Below are 16951 nucleotides of genomic sequence, written 5' to 3'. Positions count from 1 at the left end.
ATGAAAAAGGCGATTAAGTAATGGTGGAGTTGTCACTTAAAAAGTCTCTATAAAATAAGTTGAACTATCCTCAATATGAGGATACAATAACTATACTCAACTATAGGATAAATCATGAAGCTAACTTTTATTGAATTGCCGCCTTTTCAACGATATAGAACAGAATTTCTAGATGATGAAGCGTATAGACTATTTCAAAATGAATTATTAGAAAATCCAGAAAAAGGCGATTTAATTCAAGGATTAGGCGGATTGAGAAAGGTAAGGATAAGCGATAATAATAGAAATAAAGGTAAGCGTGGTGGGGCAAGGGTTATCTATTATTACGTTGTAAACCGTGATCAAATCTTTCTCATTACTGCTTATGGAAAACATAAACAAACCGATTTAACCACAGAGCAGCGCAAGGCGTTATTAAGTCTTATTGAGACAATTAAAACACTATAAGGGGTTATGTAATGGCAAGTAAAAACACCGCATTATTTGATGATTTAATGGAAGGGCTAGAGGCGATGAAAGCACACATAGAGGGTAAAATCACTTTACCAAGTTATACCCTTACACGCCCACAAAAAGAAACTATCACGCAACAAGAGATCAAGGCAATAAGAGAACAGCTAAATCTATCTCAAGCCGTTTTTGCTTTACAGCTAAGAGCAAGCCTAAAAACTTATCAAGGTTGGGAACAAGGCAAAAGCAAACCAAATCCGCAGGCAGCATTTTTGATCCGTTTGGCACAACGAGAACCCGAACTATTTCAGCAAGTAGCGTTATCGTAGGCTCAAATTTGAGCTTGTTTAACGTTACCATATGACTACAGTTAAACCGTGTTCTATAGCAAACGGCTACGTATTGAGCCTAAAACCGCACAAATCCACCACCAACACTTAAACACCTCAAATAAAAGGAAACTGAAAGCCCTTAACCAATCTAGCAGGAGGGGAGGGGTTTTCTTGACTGTGTACATCACGAGTTTTGCTAATCAAAATCGCCCCAAAATGAGCAGCAACACTTTTTATTACTCACAGATGAAGAATGATGGTGGATTTATTCAAGTGTTAGAAGCTTAGTTTTTGCCGCTAAATTAAAAGGTACTCCCACCGGCACACCCTTTACACGGGGTCACGCACTCACGGCAAACGGCAGATTTTCACATTCTAAGCCGTCATCATCATTGAGCCGTTAAAGCCCTTATAACCGTTGATATATAATAAAATGATTAAATAATAAGCTAAAAATCACCTATCACAGAGCCAAAACCGCCAAAAAGTGAAAAAATAGTGAAAGAATGAAAATTCATTTCACTTTTTCACTATTCCTTTTAAATCAATATATTACAGGGCATTTTTGAGCAAGTTTGAGTGAAAAGAAGTGAAATAAAAAATCATCACTATTTTTAGTAAAATCATAGTGTTAAGTGCTAAAAAAGTGAAAAAGTGAAATGAAATTTTTTAGATTTTTATTTTTATTCTTTGTGTGCTTTTAAAATTCATAACCAAAAGGAATAAAAAGTAGTCTTTGCTATGATGGACTATGGCGGCTATTTATTGGCATAATCCACCATGAACCACAGAGCAAAATTAAAGGCTAATTTTTAGCCTTTAATGGGGTGACTTTGAATTTTAGTGATACGTTTAGTGATACGTTGACTAATTCCACTTACGAGAACCTAGTAATAACAAGGCTTGAAGAGGGGTAATTCAGATGACCCCAGCCCAATACAGTCCAAAGAGATACAATAAAGCCTTGAGCCATAACGGTTTAAGGCTTTTTTCTTGTCCTATCCGTACCTATACAGTCCGATGAAATCCTAGCTTTTTTGTACCATCTTTTGTACCATAAAGAAGATGGTACTAAATTTGCGTGGTACAAAAACACGAAAAACACCAGTATCTAAAAGGCTTGAGAGGTTTTTTCATATGGCAAAAACAGTTAAACCACTAAAACACAGAGAGAGAATGCTAAATGCTAAACCTCTTGATGAGCTGAACGATGTAAGAGCTTATCTTTAGTGGTAAATAAGGCAAGGTATAAGATATGGCGGCTTAAATATGTAATCAGTATAATATAAATAGTGGTGCTTCATTATTTTCACGACAAGGAGATGACTATGTCCGAGATTTCAGCGGTGGTTACCGCTATTTGTGCTGTTTTAGGTTTGTTCGGTGGCTTTTGGGTTTGGTTTCATAATATTGCCCAATCAAGAATGCCTTTTGTTCATTTTCAAGTAAAATCCTCTGCTTATGATAGGAATATTCTGATTGTTAAGCTTATTCCTCAACGTATCGATTATGCTTATCAGGTTGAGAATATTCGCTCAAGCCTAGAAATTTATTCTAAATTTAGTGGAGTTGATATATTAGGCAATGGAAAGATGAAACTTGAAAATCCACTCTCTTTATCTGAACGTCAGTTGATTGTTCCTTCAAAAAATCAAGTATTAGATGATGAGAAGATCATTAATTTTTATATTGATTTAAGAAACTGCCCTCGTGCTTTTCATCGTATTCAGGTTGATTTGAAATCTCAATATTTTCCGTGGAAATGGGCAAGACCGATTGATGTACCTGTTTGTTAATCCGATGTGAGGCTTTCTTTCAAGTATCTTAGCCCTGAGCATAAAGATTTGAGGCTTTTTATTAGTGAAATAAAGGAGCTATCCCGTAACAGGGAAATACAATAGAATAACACACACTCACTATTGACAGAAATTGTTGAAATTGATCCTGAAATATCAGATGATATCCTATGTAATAGTATTCCTTTAGAGGAGTTGAATGAGAATCCTAAACTTTTTGATTACTGTTTCAATCGTTTTTAAATCATGAAAAAACAACTATTTTCTTTATTAAGCCTATTGCCTTTATGTGTCAATGCACAAATTTATCCCCCTCAAAATGTCTATTTTTCTTGTAGGCTAGAGAATGCGGAATATATCAAAATAACTCAAGAGGAAAATCAATTTGTACTTAGGGTAGGACAGGATTTATCTCACCCTCGTATTAAGGTCATGCATGATGTAAAAGATAGGACTTTTAGAGGCTCACAAAGAATTTTTGATGATAAAGGTTATCCGCACGTTACGGGGTATTATTTTGATTTTAGGTAAGGAGATTCAATGTATTTTGTTGAGTTTAGCTTGCCTGAATATGAAAAAATGACCAATTATTATCCTTTTGGAATTTTGACAATTGATAACAAAGGTGAAGATGGAATTATGTGCGATGCTAATACCATTTTTATCAAAGATTTTTGGTAATTAAAATTTACTAACACGAACCCGCTTTTTAGCGGGTTTTTTATTACTTAAAAAAACAGGAACTCAAAATGGCTAAAAACGTTATTCAAACTTAATCAATCTCTGAGGTAAATCATGTTAATTCATAAAAAAATTCGCGAAGAATTAACCGCACTTTTGGAAGCAGATATCAATCTTGATGCCGCTTTTTATGCTGGACGACCAGTTTCTATTGACTTGGAAAATCAGCCTATAGCAATAGTCGTTCTTATTGATAAAGCTACTCGCCAGAAAAACACGCTCTGTGATGATGAATGGGCTGCAACACTGAGTGTTGTGATTTATCACAAAAGCTTTGAGGGCGAGGGGAAATTGGATGATATTGCTGAACAAATTATTCATCTTCTTGAAAATGTAGAGCTTAAACATTTGGCAAGTCACGAATTAGTACAGTATGAGTATGAGAAAGATACTCAACAGCGTATGGTATATCGCTAATTTGCGGTATGAAATTACTTATCAACATAATGAGGAATAAATTATGGCAACACAAACTACGCCTTTTCAGGGCACGAAATTTTATATTGGCACAGGTTTAGGGGCTGAAAAAGCGATTTCTGATTGTACAGTCACGCCTAATGCCACCATCACAGTAAGTGGTCATGGCGCTAAAACAGGGGATTTTATCAAAATTACCGGTTTGGGTTCTCTTGATGGATATTATCCGGTAAAAGCAGTTGCAACGGATAAGCTCACTCTTGCCGATGAAGTAGATTGGTCAACACAGGATAAACCAACTGATTTCACCAAGGCTACTGTTTCGGTGGTAACGTGGTCATCTAATTTCTGTGCGATTAAAAATATTGAGGGAGATGGTGATACCTTAACCGAAGAAGATATTACGACCATGTGCAGTGAAGGGACAGAAACCGAGCCGGGCGCAATTGAATTAGGTTCAATTAAACTCACATTCTTTTACGCACCAGCCACCACAATGCAACAAGATTTGCGTAAAAAATTCTTTGCGAAAGACACTTTTCCGTACATGTTAGTATTAAAAAACAATCAAGGTTCTTTATATGGCACCGGATTTATTCAAACTAGCCCAAACTTTAGTGGTGAAGTAAAAGGGAAATTTGAATCAGGTGTAACCATCAAAAAAGCTAAACGAGATTATCTATTAGCTGTAAATGAGTAAACATTGGATTGCATCTTGATAGCCCACTTTCATTTGTGGGCTTTTTAAATTTAATAAAAGGGAAATATTATGACAATCGGTACGCGTGAAACTTTACTGGCTAAAAAACCAAAACTTACCCAAATTACCATTGATAATGAAACCTATCATTTGCGTAAATTTACGGTGGGTGAAATGAATAACCTGCTATTCGGCCAGCAACAAGAAATGATCAAATTAGCAGAACAACAAGGCATTGAGTTAGATTTTGACAATGAAGAAACGCTGACCAAACAGCTTGCTAAAATCCACGATCCGCACCGTTTAGCACGCACATTGGCTATGCGTTTATGTGATAAAGAGGGGAATAATCTATTTGATGTGAATAATCCGGAAGATTTGACCGCACTTTCACAGCTAGATAAGTCTGTATTTGAACAGCTTAACAAAGCCATTGCGGAACAATCCCCAAAAAACTCAACGCCCGACGCAAGTTCCAAATAACCCTGTCTCTTGCGTTGGGTAAAACACTCTCGGAAATCGAACAAATGTCCGAGAGCCATTTGGTTGAATATGAATTATTTTACCAAGAACAACCGTTCGGGCTGTGGCGTGAAGATTACCGAACTGCTCAGATTTCGCATTTATTGGCGATGATAAACAGCGATCCCAAAAAAGAGCGGTCAACATTGAACGATTTTATGCCGTTCTTTCCGCAAGAAAAACAAGCGGAAAATATTGATGACGGTTCGGCGGAATATTTGGCGAATAGGTAAATTGGCTTGAAAAGTGCGGTTAAATTTGCTACTTTTTTCTTATTGAATAAGGGGCATATTATGGAAAATAAAGGTACCGCTCTTTTTTAAATGATCTTGGGAAATGTATGCTGAGATTGGGATTACTTTAGCCATTTTGATTATAATGCTCAGAATCTTTGGAGGAACGATGAAAAAATTGTCTATGGTATTTTTTGTTCTCTTGCTTTCAGCTTGTTTTTCTGAAACCACATTAATAAAAAATGAAAATGTCGCTATAGAAAAAGTCACTCAATCCATTGAAAAGCATAAATTAACTTCATTACATCAGGAATGTTTATTGTTTATCTCTGATGATAAAGTCGACTATTATGAAGTTGAAGTTAGAGAAAAGCACAATGAAACGTGCGGGGGCGATCCGCAAACTTCGCCAAGATTATTTACTTATGAAATCAATAAACGAACAGGAAAAATGCGAACAGATGAGCCGGTTTGGTCTGGGATTATGAGAGATATTAATTAGTTGCTAATAATCTTTATGAAAGCCTATTAAGATTTATTCTTAATGGGCTTTTTTATTCATAATTTAAGGGAGGTAAATATGGCAACAAAAGCACAGATTGATGGATTTATGGCTATTCGTGAAGCTGCAGAAAATGCACAGCATTTGGTATTTCTCAAGCTCAAAAGATAAAACTGCAGTGAAAAATATTTGAGTGACGTTTTGATATTGCGATCTCAGTCTCAGAAATCCTTATAAAAGTGCTGTAGAATCTACCGCACTTTTAACTTAGGGAGATTTAATGATGAAAAAATTGTTGTTAGTTGGATTGGCTAGTGCTTTATTAGTTGGGTGTTCTGCCCCTGCGGCATTAAATTTTACACCGACTGATCTTGCTCCAGTGACACCAGCTCAAAAAATCAACTCAGAACTAAAAACAATTAGCGTATCTATTGCAACAAAAGAAGAACAAAAGGGAGAATTACAAGTTGGTTTTATGGGAAATGATTATGAACAATCATTCAAAACAACCTTTAAAGATTCGTTAGAAGATTCTTTTGCTAGAACAGCAATTTTTAGTGATGATGCTTCAAATAAATTGAGTTTATCTGCAAAAATATTACGTTTTGAAACTCCCGGAATGGGGTTTACTTTTGATACAAAATTATTAGTTCGTTATGATTTTATTGATAGGAAAAAGGGCATAAGTCAATATGTTACGGAAATTGAAAGTGATGGTTCAGTGCCACTTGATTATGCCTTTATGGGAGCGATTAGAGCAACAGAAGCAAGAAATCGAGCGGTGAAAGCGAATATTCAGAAATTAATTAATGATTTGAAATTAAATACAAGTAAGTTTAAGTAATTGGATTTAAACCCTGCTTGATAACAGCAGAGGAAATTACTTAGTTTCACAAATCCCACTTTCCACAGTGGGATTTTTTATAAAAGTGGTTTCAGGGGAATTTGTCGGAGGTGCAGTCAAGCAAGGTAATATCTATTACCTAAAGGGAGTTTAAGCTATTCCTTTTATGATGAATTTACCGATCCTTATGATACCTTTAATATTTATCCAACAGATATTAATTTGGGTTGGACTGACTATAACTTTTCTCATATTAAAACAAATATGGCGAAAGCATTTATTATTTAGAATTTTTTATTGTTTAATAATTCTATTATATGTATTCGCATTATGCGTATTTCTTATTCCTCATTTTATAGGCTATTTTAACAATAGCTTGTTTCATTTTTGTCTATTTTTCTTGCTGTAGTTATGGCAAAAAAACTGTATAATGCGTAATATTTTTAAGTAAATTTTATTTTTCCCCTAAAGTGCGGTCGTTTTAGAGAATTTTTTAATGAGTGAAATTTCGCAGACAATTCCGGAGCTAGTATCCTGGACAAGAGAACGGGAGTTCTCTTTGAGCTTATCCACCGAACGCCTTGCGTTTTTGCTTGCCGTTGCTATTTATAATAACGAGCGCTTAGACGGTGAAATGATTGAAAGCGATTTGGTTGATATGTTCCGCTTGGTATCCAATGCCTTTGGTCAAGCGGAGGAAACCATTACCCAGCGTGCGAATAATGCTATCAATGAATTAGTGAAACAGCGATTTCTTAACCGATTTAGTAGTGAATTTACTGAAGGTTTAGCGATTTACCGCTTAACGCCACTGGGCGTGGGGGTTTCGGATTATTATATTCGTCAGCGCGAATTTTCAGCCTTGCGTTTATCCGTGCAACTTTCTATTGTGGCAGATGAAATTCAACGCGCCTCTAATGCGGCAGAAGAAGGTGGTGATGAACATTATTGGCGACGTAATGTGTTTGCGCCGTTGAAATATTCTGTTGCAGAGATTTTTGACAGTATTGATTTATCACAGCGCATCATGGACGAAAATCAGCAAAGCATTAAAGAACAAATCGCTGATTTATTAACTAAAGATTGGCAAGCCGCGATTATCAGTTGTGAACAACTATTAAACGAAACCTCTGGTAATTTGCGTGAATTACAAGACACCCTCAATGCGGCAGGTGATAAGTTACAAGCGCAATTATTACGTATCCAAGATTGTGTGATTGGTCATGAAGAACTTTATTTTATTGATCAATTGATCACAGATTTACAAGCCAAGTTAGACCGTATCATCAGCTGGGGACAACAGGCTATCGACCTATGGATCGGCTATGACCGCCACGTACATAAATTCATTCGTACTGCTATAGACATGGATAAAAATCGTGTCTTCTCTCAACGTTTACGCAATTCTATTCATCAATATTTTGATGCACCTTGGTATTTATGGACTGCACAAGCCGAGCGCTTAGTGGACTTACGTGATGAAGAGTTGGCATTGCGTGAAGAAGATGCATTAGGTGAACTGCCGGAAGAGTTACAGTATGAATCCTTAGCAGATTTACATGACCAAATCGTCGAACATATGCAACTCTTGCTAATTAAATATCGAGAAAATAATCAGCCGATTAATTTAAGTTTGGTGCTGAAAGAACAGCTGGAAAGCTACCCGCTATCTCGTCATTTTGATGTGGCACGGATTATCGTGGATCAGGCTGTACGACTTGGTATGGCAAGCGAAGATTTTTCAGGTTTCTATCCACAATGGCAGGAAATTAACGATCATGGTGCCGAAGTGCAAGCGAATGTGATTGATGAATATAAATAAAGTGCGGTATAAATTTTAAGAATTTTTAATAAAGAGATACACAATGACAGACAACAATCAACCCGAAGTAATTTCTCCGAAATTGGCGAATGCCATTGCCAATCCGTTATTTCCTGCAGTGGACAGCCAATTGCGCAGTGGTCGTCATATTAGTCAGGAACATATTGATAATTATGCTTTTTTAGCCGATTTTCAAACCGAATTGGATTTATTTTATCGCCGTTATAATGTGGAATTAATTCGCGCTCCGGAAGGCTTTTTTTATTTGCGTCCTAAAGCGACAACCTTAATTGCTCGTTCTGTATTGACGGAGTTGGAAATGCTAGTTGGTAAAGTGTTGTGCTATTTGTATCTCAGCCCTGAGCGTTTGGCGCAACAAGGCATTTTCAGTGTTCAGGAAGTATATGATGAACTGCTTAATTTAGCTGATAATGAAAAATTGCTGAAAGCAGTGAACCAACGCTCTTCCGGTTCAGATTTAGATAAACAGAAATTAGCCGAAAAAGTCCGCGCCGCCATTGGACGATTACGCCGTTTAGGTATGATTTATACCGTCGGAGATCAACACAGCGGGAAATTTACCATTTCTGAATCCGTGTTCCGTTTCGGGGCTGAAGTACGCGCTGGCGATGACCCACGTGAGGCGCAATTACGCTTAATTCGTGATGGTGAAGCGGCAACACCGGATTCATTACGTTTAGAAAAAGAAGCTTTAGCCGAAAGTGCGGTGGAAAATGATGAAGAATTTGATGAAAATGATGTAGAGGAATCAGCATAATGTCAGACTTAGAATTAGAACAAGAAAAATTTGAAGCCCTTGATTCCATTGATGAGGTTCATGATAGCGATGATACTTCGCCTCAAATATTCACCCCGCTAACAGGTCAAAACCAAGTAGAACGTGGTAAATTCCGTTCACTAACCTTAATTAACTGGAATGGTTTTTTTGCCCGTACTTTTGATTTAGATGAATTAGTGACGACCTTGTCTGGAGGTAACGGAGCAGGGAAGTCGACCACTATGGCCGGTTTTGTTACTGCCCTGATTCCGGATTTGACCCTTTTACATTTCCGCAATACCACAGAAGCAGGCGCAACCAGTGGTTCACGAGATAAAGGTTTACACGGTAAATTGCGACCGGGTGTGTGTTATGCTGCTTTAGATACTATCAATTCCCGCCATCAACGTATTTTAGTCGGTGTACGTCTACAACAGGTAGCAGGGCGAGACCGCAAAGTAGACATTAAAGCATTTTCTATTCAAGGATTAGCGCTCTCAGTTGAGCCGACAGAGGTATTTACTGAAAAAGTCGGCGAGCGACAAGCCCGAGTATTGAATTTAAATGAGCTGAAAGACAAAATTGAAGGCGCTGGCGCACAATTTAAGCAATATCATTCTATCAGCGATTACCACAGTATGATGTTTGACTTAGGGATTATCCCAAAACGCTTACGTTCTTCTTCTGATCGTTCAAAATTTTATAAATTGATTGAGGCCTCGTTGTACGGCGGGATTTCCAGTGCCATTACCCGATCATTACGGGATTATTTATTACCGGAAAATTTAGGCGTGCGCAAAGCGTTTCAGGATATGGAAAGTGCGTTACGTGAAAACCGTATGACTCTTGAAGCCATTAAGGTTACTCAATCAGATCGAGATTTATTCAAGCATTTAATTACCGAATCCACAAACTATGTGGCAGCAGATTATATGCGTAACGCCAACGAACGACGTGGCAATATTGAAAATGCGTTGGGATATCGTAAAGAATGGTATGCTGCTAAAAGTGAATTAGATTTGTCTCAACATCGTTTCGTGGATTTAAGCCGCGAAGCGCAAGAGCTGAGCGAAAGCGAGAGAGCGCTTGAAGTGGATCATCAAAGTGCTTCCGATCACCTGAATTTAGTATTAAATGCTTTACGTCATCAAGAAAAAATCACGACATATCAAGAAGATGTGAATGAACTCACAGAAAAACTGGAAGAACAACAGGTTGTCGTAGAGAGTGCGAATGAACAATTGGAAGAAGCGCAAGCACAATTTGAACAAAGTGAGCAGGAAGTCGATCAATTGCGTGCGCAACTGGCTGATTATCAGCAAGCCCTAGATGCTCAGCAAACCCGTGCATTGCAGTACCAACAAGCGATTCAAGCCTTAGAAAAGGCAAAACAATTATGCGGTTTGGCTGATTTAAGTGTTAAAAATGCAGAGGCTTATCACGAAGAATTTGAAGCGCAGGCGGAAGTTCTCACCAATAAAGTATTAGAACTTGAGCAGAAAATGTCAATTTCTGAGGCGGCAAAATCTCAATTTGACAAGGCTTATCAGCTCGTTTGTAAAATCGCAGGAGATATTCCACGTTCAACTGCTTGGGAAAGCGCAAAAGAATTGTTGCGTGAATATCCAAGCCAAAAACTACAAGCTGCTCAAACACCACAATTGCGGGCAAAATTGCATGAACTTGAACAACGTCATGGGCAACAGCAAAACGCCATACGTTTGTTAAATGAATTTAATCAACGCCATGATCTCAATCTTGAAAGTGCGGTGGAATTGGAAGAATTTTATGCTGAGCAGGAATCATTGATTGAAGATTTAAGTGCCGAATTATCCGAACAAGTAGAGGAGCGTTCCACCCTGCGACAAAAACGGGAAAATCTGACCGCACTTTATGAGGAGAATTCACGTAAAGCACCAAGTTGGCTCACCGCTCAAGCGGCATTAGAACGTTTGGAAGAGCAGGCCGGTGAACATTTTGAAGATAGTCAAGATGTAATGAATTTTATGCAAAACCAATTGGTGAAAGAGCGTGAATTCACCATTGAACGTGATCAGCTGGCACAAAAACGTCAGCAATTAGACGAACAGATTTCCCGCTTAAGCCAACCGGACGGTTCAGAAGATGCCCGTTTGAATGTATTGGCCGAGCGCTTTGGCGGTGTATTGTTATCGGAACTTTATGACGATGTGCCGATTGAAGATGCACCTTATTTCTCCGCACTTTATGGACCGGCTCGCCATGCTATTGTTGTGCGTGATTTAAATGCAGTGCGTGAACAGCTTACGGACTTAGAGGATTGTCCAGATGATTTATATTTAATTGAGGGCGATCCGGCAGCATTTGACGATAGTGTATTATCTGCGCAAGAATTGAGCATGGGCGTTGTGGTGCAAGTGTCCGAGCGGGAGTTACGTTATTCTAAATTCCCTGAAACACCATTATTTGGACGTGCCGCCCGCGAGAAATATTTAACCGAACTGGAAGCACAGCGAGAAGAAGTGGCAGAGCAGTATGCGCAACGTGCTTTTGATGTACAAAAATGTCAACGCTTACACCAACAATTCAGCCAATTTGTTGGCTTACATTTAGCCCTCGCATTCCAACCGAATCCAGAAGAGGAAATGAAGCGCTTAAATGCACAGCGTAATGAGATTGAACGTGAATTAGCGCAATTTAATTCAACGGAACAGCAATTGCGTATACGTTTAGACAGCGGTAAAGAAAAAATGCAATTGCTGAATAAAATCATTCCGCAATTAGCTTTATTGGCTGATGAAGCGTTAGTGGATCGTATCGAAGAATGCCGTGAACAATTGGATTTGGCAGAGCAAGATCAGCGTTTTATTCAACAACATGGCGCGACGTTGTCACAATTAGAACCGATAGCCCCCACTTTACAAAGCGATCCAGAAAATTATGAGCATTTAAAAGCAGATTTAACTCAAATTTCCGCTCAACAAAAACAAGCACAACAACGTTTGTTTGCGTTGGCTGATGTAGTGCAACGTAAGGCCCATTTCAGCTATGAAGATATGGGACAATCGGAAACATCTGAATTAAATGAACAATTGCGCGCCCGTTTAGAAAAAATGCAGCAACAGCGTGAATTGCAACGTGAACAATTGAAACAAAAACAACAACAATTTACGCAATATAACCAGGTGCTGATTGGCTTGCGCAGTGCTTTTGATGCCAAAAATCAAATGTTAAAAGAACTGATTGATGAAATCAGCCAATTAGGTGTTCGTGCGGATGATGGCGCAGAAGAGCGTGCAAGATTACGTAAAGATGAGCTGTATCAGCAATTATCAACGAACCGCCAACGTCGTGCTTATATTGAAAAACAGCTCACCTTAATTGAAAGTGAAAGTGAGAATTTAAACCGCCGTATTCGCAAAGCGGAACGGGATTATAAAACACAACGTGAATTGGTTGTGGCGGCCAAAGTGAGTTGGTGTGTGGTGTTACGTTTATCTCGCAATAGTGATGTGGAAAAACGCTTAAATCGTCGTGAATTGGCGTATCTTTCGGCCGATGAATTACGTTCTATGTCGGATAAGGCTTTAGGCGCATTGCGCAATGCCGTTGCGGATAATGAATATTTGCGTGATGCCTTACGTTTATCTGAAGATAATCGCAAACCGGAAAATAAAGTGCGTTTCTTTATCGCGGTATATCAACATCTACGTGAACGTATTCGTCAAGATATTATCAAAACCGATGATCCAATTGATGCTATCGAACAAATGGAAATTGAGCTTTCCCGTTTAACAGATGAGCTTACCGGTCGAGAACAAAAATTAGCGATTAGTTCAGAAAGCGTGGCAAATATTATGCGCAAAACCATTCAACGCGAACAAAACCGCATTCGTTTGTTAAATCAAGGATTGCAGAATATCGCTTTCGGTCAGGTAAAATCCGTCCGTTTGGTGGTCAATATTCGAGATACTCATGCCATGTTATTAGATGCACTTTCAGGTAATCAGGAAGAATATCAGGATTTATTCACCGATAACCGGATCACATTCTCCGAAGCTATCGCAAAATTGTATCAACGTTTAAATCCACACATTGAAATGGGGCAGCGCACCGCGCAAACCATCGGTGAAGAATTATTGGATTACCGTAATTATTTAGATTTGGAAGTGGAAGTTTATCGTGGGGCGGACGGTTGGTTACGTGCGGAAAGTGGCGCATTATCAACGGGTGAAGCCATCGGTACGGGGATGTCAATTCTCTTAATGGTAGTACAAAGTTGGGAAGAGGAAAGCCGCCGTATTCGTGGCAAAGACATTGTGCCGTGTCGCTTATTGTTCTTAGATGAAGCTGCGCGTTTAGATGCAAAATCCATTTCTACACTATTTGAATTGTGTGAACGTTTGGATATGCAGTTACTGATCGCCGCCCCTGAGAATATCAGCCCAGAAAAAGGGACAACGTATAAACTGGTGCGTAAAATTGCTCACAACCAAGAACACGTACACGTGGTTGGCTTACGTGGATTTGGTGCGGCAGAATAGCGTTTTCAGAAAAAAGGTTATGTTAGAAAGTGCGGTACAAAATTTAAAACTTTTTGAAATTTAACCGCACTTTTTATATTGAACTCATAAAAGGAATAGTATGAATATTCTACAACGCCTTAATGAAATGCGTGATATTTTGAATAAAAATAGACCATTACATTCAAATATCTTGCAGCAGATTCAAGCTGATTTATTGCTGAAATATAATCAGCAATCTAACGCTATAGAAGGAAACGCGTTAACCATTTTTGAAACTAAAGTGTTATTGGAGAATGGGATTACCGCCAATGGCAAACCGTTTAAAGACCATCTAGATATACTCAATCATCAAGAAGCAATTTTTTATTTAATTGATTTAGTCAAAGAAAATGCCCCTCTGAATGAAAAAATTATAAAAGATTTTCATTACTTACTGTTACAAAAAACAAAAGATGAAAGGGAAGCTGGAAAATATCGAACTATGCCGGTGGTTATTTCAGGAGCCGAGCATCAGCCACCACAGCCGTATTTAATCGAACCACAAATGCAAAGCCTCATTCACTGGAATGAGGATAATTTAGAGAAGCTACATCCCCTTGAACGTATTGCTATGTTACATAGTAAATTCGTGGCAATTCACCCTTTTATTGATGGAAATGGGCGTACAGGGCGGTTAATTTTAAATTTGGAACTCATGAAAGCTGGTTTTCAAGTCTGTGTATTAAAAGCTGAAAAACGAGCAGAGTATTACCAAGCTTTAGCATTAGCCGATAATGGCAACTATCAAGCCATTATCAACTTTGTAGCGCAAGCTGCAATAGAAACGATGGAAAGAACATTAAGTATTATTGATGTGAATAACGAATGTTAACAACTGCGGTACAAAATTTAAAACTTTTTGAAATTTAACCGCACTTTTTTGCCATGAGGAAAAACTATGCACTATTTAATCCTAGCTATTTTTTGTAGCGTATCCGTTGCTGTATTACTTAAAGTTGCTCGTAAAAAGGGCATTGTGATTGAACAAGCTATTGCCTTTAACTATATTGTGGCGATTAGTTGGTGCTATTTTCTATTGAAACCCGATTTTAAAGGCTTAAGTTTTACCGATTATTTTCTGCAAAGTGACGCTCAGCCGATTTTCCTTACTTTAGGTATTTTATTACCTACGGTGTTTGTATTTATGTCTAAATCCGTAGAGTATGCGGGTATAGTGCGTTCCGATGCGGCACAGCGCTTATCTCTTGGATTACAAATTTTAGCTGCTGTCTTTCTGTTTAACGAAACACTTAGCCATTTACGTATCGTTGGGGTTGTATTTGCCTTTTTAGCATTAGGCTGTTTATTATTTAAACCTGCTGGCAATATGGAAAATGCGACAAAAGCAATGATTTTTCTGAGCTTAGTTTGGCTAGGGTATGGCTTATCGGGCATTTTATTTAAAATGATCGCTAAAATGGGCGGCGCATTTCCGACAACCTTATTTATTTCTTTTGTGCTGGCGGGCTGTTTAATTTTTATGTTTTTACTGTTCAAACGCACTAAATGGACCGTACCAAGTTTAGTCGGGGGAATTATTCTTGGTTGTTTGAACTTCTTCAATATTTTATTTTATATCAAAGCCCATCAGCATTTTCATGAAAATCCGACTTTAGTTTTTGCCGGTATGGACATAGGGGTAATTTGTTTAGGCACAATTGTCGGAGCCTTATTTTTTAAAGAAAAAATCAGTAAAATTAATGCGTTAGGTGTATTGTTAGGTATTACAGCAATCCTTTTCTTATTTTATGAAAATTTATTTGCTTAGAAAGGAGAGGGCGTGAAAAACGATTTTTCTTTTTTCATTTATGATTATGAGAGCTTCGGTGTAAGCCCTTCATCGGATCGCCCCGCGCAATTCGCAGGCATCCGTACTGATATGGATTTTAATATCATAAGTGACCCTGTCATGTTTTATTGCAAGCAAACTAACGATTATTTGCCTTCTCCTGAAGCAGTGCTTATTACAGGCATTACACCACAATTATGTAACGAGCAGGGGATTCCCGAACCAGAATTTGCCACACGTATTTTAGCCGAATTTAGTCAACCAGGCACTTGCATAATGGGGTTTAATAATATCCGTTATGATGATGAAGTGACTCGTTATACATTTTATCGTAATTTTATAGACCCTTATGAGTACAGTTGGAAAAACGGCAATTCCCGTTGGGATTTATTGGATTTAGTGCGTGCTTGTTATGCATTACGTCCGGAAGGAATAGAATGGCCTTTTGATGAAGAAGGCATGCCGTCTTTCCGTTTAGAAAAACTCACCAAAGCCAATGGAATAGAGCATAGTAATGCCCATGATGCAATGGCCGATGTGTATGCGACCATTGCTATGGCAAAATTAATTAAAGAGAAACAGCCTAAATTGTTCCAATTTTTCTTTGAAAATCGAGGTAAAAAACACATTGAAGCGATGATTGATACCGCTAATATGACACCATTGGTGCATGTTTCGGGCATGTTAGGCAACTATCGAGGTAATACGACCTGGATTGCACCGTTGGCATGGCACCCAACGAATCAAAATGCCGTCATTGTCTGTGATTTAGCGGGTAATATTGATGATCTGTTATCTAAAAGTGCGGTGGAATTACGGGAAATTTTATATACCAAAAAATCAGAATTAGAAAGCAGGGGAGTTGCCTCCGTTCCTTTAAAGTTGGTTCATATTAATAAATGTCCGATTGTTGCTCCTGCAAAAACATTGTTACCTGAAAATGCAGCGCGTTTAGGAATCGATCGTGAATATTGTTTGCAAAATTTGCAGCGATTAAAACAATCTTTTGATATTCGAGAAAAAGTCACTGCGATTTTTAGCGATGAACGTCAGTTTGAAAAAAGTGACAACGTAGAAACTGAGTTATATTCAGGCTTTTTTAGTCAGGCAGATAAAAATAACATGGCAATTTTGCGTGATTTAGCCCCTGAAAATCTAGCTGAACATGGCTTGTCATTTGCAGATGAACGAATTCCATTACTCTTATTCCATTATCGTGCAAGACATTTCCCGCAAACCTTAACGCGTGCTGAACAAATCAAATGGCAGAAATACCGTCGACAAAAATTAGATCAAAGTGCGGTGGCTTTTGTGGAAGATTTACAGCGTTTAGTAGCTGAAAACCAAGAAAATCCGCAGAAGTTAACGTTGTTGCAACAACTTTATGAATATAGTGAAAAACTGATGCGCTAAACATTACTGCTAGAGAGTTGCCTAAGTGAGAAAATCTCTTAAAATAAGATACTCAATTTTTAAGAGCA

The 16951-nt window shown here is 38.1% G+C and carries 17 protein-coding genes; all 17 read left to right on the top strand.

Annotated features, from left to right (window positions below):
- Window positions 1-114 precede the first annotated feature (114 nt).
- Window positions 115-447, top strand: coding sequence for a toxin (locus tag CVP05_RS01105; RefSeq protein WP_100287716.1), 333 nt, complete (start codon window positions 115-117; stop codon window positions 445-447).
- Between the two features lie 11 nt (window positions 448-458).
- A complete protein-coding gene (locus CVP05_RS01100) occupies window positions 459-779 on the top strand; it encodes a helix-turn-helix domain-containing protein (RefSeq protein WP_100287715.1) in 321 nt (106 codons plus the stop codon).
- A gap of 1331 nt (window positions 780-2110) precedes the next feature.
- On the top strand, window positions 2111-2578 hold the full coding sequence (locus tag CVP05_RS01095; RefSeq protein WP_100287714.1) for a hypothetical protein: 468 nt from the start codon (window positions 2111-2113) through the stop codon (window positions 2576-2578).
- A gap of 246 nt (window positions 2579-2824) precedes the next feature.
- Window positions 2825-3109, top strand: coding sequence for a hypothetical protein (locus CVP05_RS12530; protein ID WP_133118691.1), 285 nt, complete (start codon window positions 2825-2827; stop codon window positions 3107-3109).
- 9 nt (window positions 3110-3118) lie between these two features.
- On the top strand, window positions 3119-3259 hold the full coding sequence (locus CVP05_RS12555) for a hypothetical protein (protein ID WP_165773104.1): 141 nt from the start codon (window positions 3119-3121) through the stop codon (window positions 3257-3259).
- A 114-nt stretch (window positions 3260-3373) separates the two neighbouring features.
- Window positions 3374-3736: a phage tail terminator protein gene (gpU, locus tag CVP05_RS01090; protein ID WP_100287713.1), complete on the top strand. Its 363-nt coding sequence runs from the start codon at window positions 3374-3376 to the stop codon at window positions 3734-3736.
- Window positions 3737-3779: 43 nt separating this feature from the next.
- Window positions 3780-4436, top strand: coding sequence for a hypothetical protein (locus CVP05_RS01085; protein ID WP_100287712.1), 657 nt, complete (start codon window positions 3780-3782; stop codon window positions 4434-4436).
- A gap of 69 nt (window positions 4437-4505) precedes the next feature.
- The gene (locus tag CVP05_RS01080; RefSeq protein WP_100287711.1) at window positions 4506-4919 is read left to right on the top strand and encodes a hypothetical protein; all 414 of its coding nucleotides are present in this window, start codon (window positions 4506-4508) and stop codon (window positions 4917-4919) included.
- A 44-nt stretch (window positions 4920-4963) separates the two neighbouring features.
- Window positions 4964-5191, top strand: a complete 228-nt coding sequence (locus tag CVP05_RS01075) for a phage tail assembly protein T (RefSeq protein ID WP_100287710.1) — start codon at window positions 4964-4966, stop codon at window positions 5189-5191.
- 169 nt (window positions 5192-5360) lie between these two features.
- The gene (locus CVP05_RS01070) at window positions 5361-5693 is read left to right on the top strand and encodes a hypothetical protein (protein ID WP_100287709.1); all 333 of its coding nucleotides are present in this window, start codon (window positions 5361-5363) and stop codon (window positions 5691-5693) included.
- A gap of 280 nt (window positions 5694-5973) precedes the next feature.
- Window positions 5974-6537, top strand: a complete 564-nt coding sequence (locus CVP05_RS01065) for a YajG family lipoprotein (protein WP_243389184.1) — start codon at window positions 5974-5976, stop codon at window positions 6535-6537.
- Window positions 6538-7033: 496 nt separating this feature from the next.
- On the top strand, window positions 7034-8359 hold the full coding sequence (gene mukF / locus CVP05_RS01060) for a chromosome partition protein MukF (RefSeq protein ID WP_100287708.1): 1326 nt from the start codon (window positions 7034-7036) through the stop codon (window positions 8357-8359).
- A gap of 43 nt (window positions 8360-8402) precedes the next feature.
- Window positions 8403-9137: a chromosome partition protein MukE gene (gene mukE / locus CVP05_RS01055; protein WP_100287707.1), complete on the top strand. Its 735-nt coding sequence runs from the start codon at window positions 8403-8405 to the stop codon at window positions 9135-9137.
- Entirely contained in the window at window positions 9137-13660 is a 4524-nt protein-coding gene (gene mukB, locus CVP05_RS01050) for a chromosome partition protein MukB (protein WP_100287706.1), read from the top strand. The genes mukE and mukB overlap by 1 nt, the downstream gene beginning before the upstream one ends.
- Before the next feature lie 172 nt (window positions 13661-13832).
- Entirely contained in the window at window positions 13833-14513 is a 681-nt protein-coding gene (locus CVP05_RS01045; protein WP_341476348.1) for a Fic family protein, read from the top strand.
- Window positions 14514-14579: 66 nt separating this feature from the next.
- The gene (locus CVP05_RS01040) at window positions 14580-15449 is read left to right on the top strand and encodes a hypothetical protein (protein WP_100287704.1); all 870 of its coding nucleotides are present in this window, start codon (window positions 14580-14582) and stop codon (window positions 15447-15449) included.
- A 12-nt stretch (window positions 15450-15461) separates the two neighbouring features.
- Window positions 15462-16883: an exodeoxyribonuclease I gene (sbcB, locus tag CVP05_RS01035; protein ID WP_100287703.1), complete on the top strand. Its 1422-nt coding sequence runs from the start codon at window positions 15462-15464 to the stop codon at window positions 16881-16883.
- Window positions 16884-16951: the final 68 nt, after the last annotated feature.

This window comes from Conservatibacter flavescens (genome assembly GCF_002795425.1).
GTDB lineage: Bacteria > Pseudomonadota > Gammaproteobacteria > Enterobacterales > Pasteurellaceae > Conservatibacter > Conservatibacter flavescens.
Note: the sequence above shows the minus strand (reverse complement) of the source record. Positions and strands in the feature narration are given on the sequence as shown.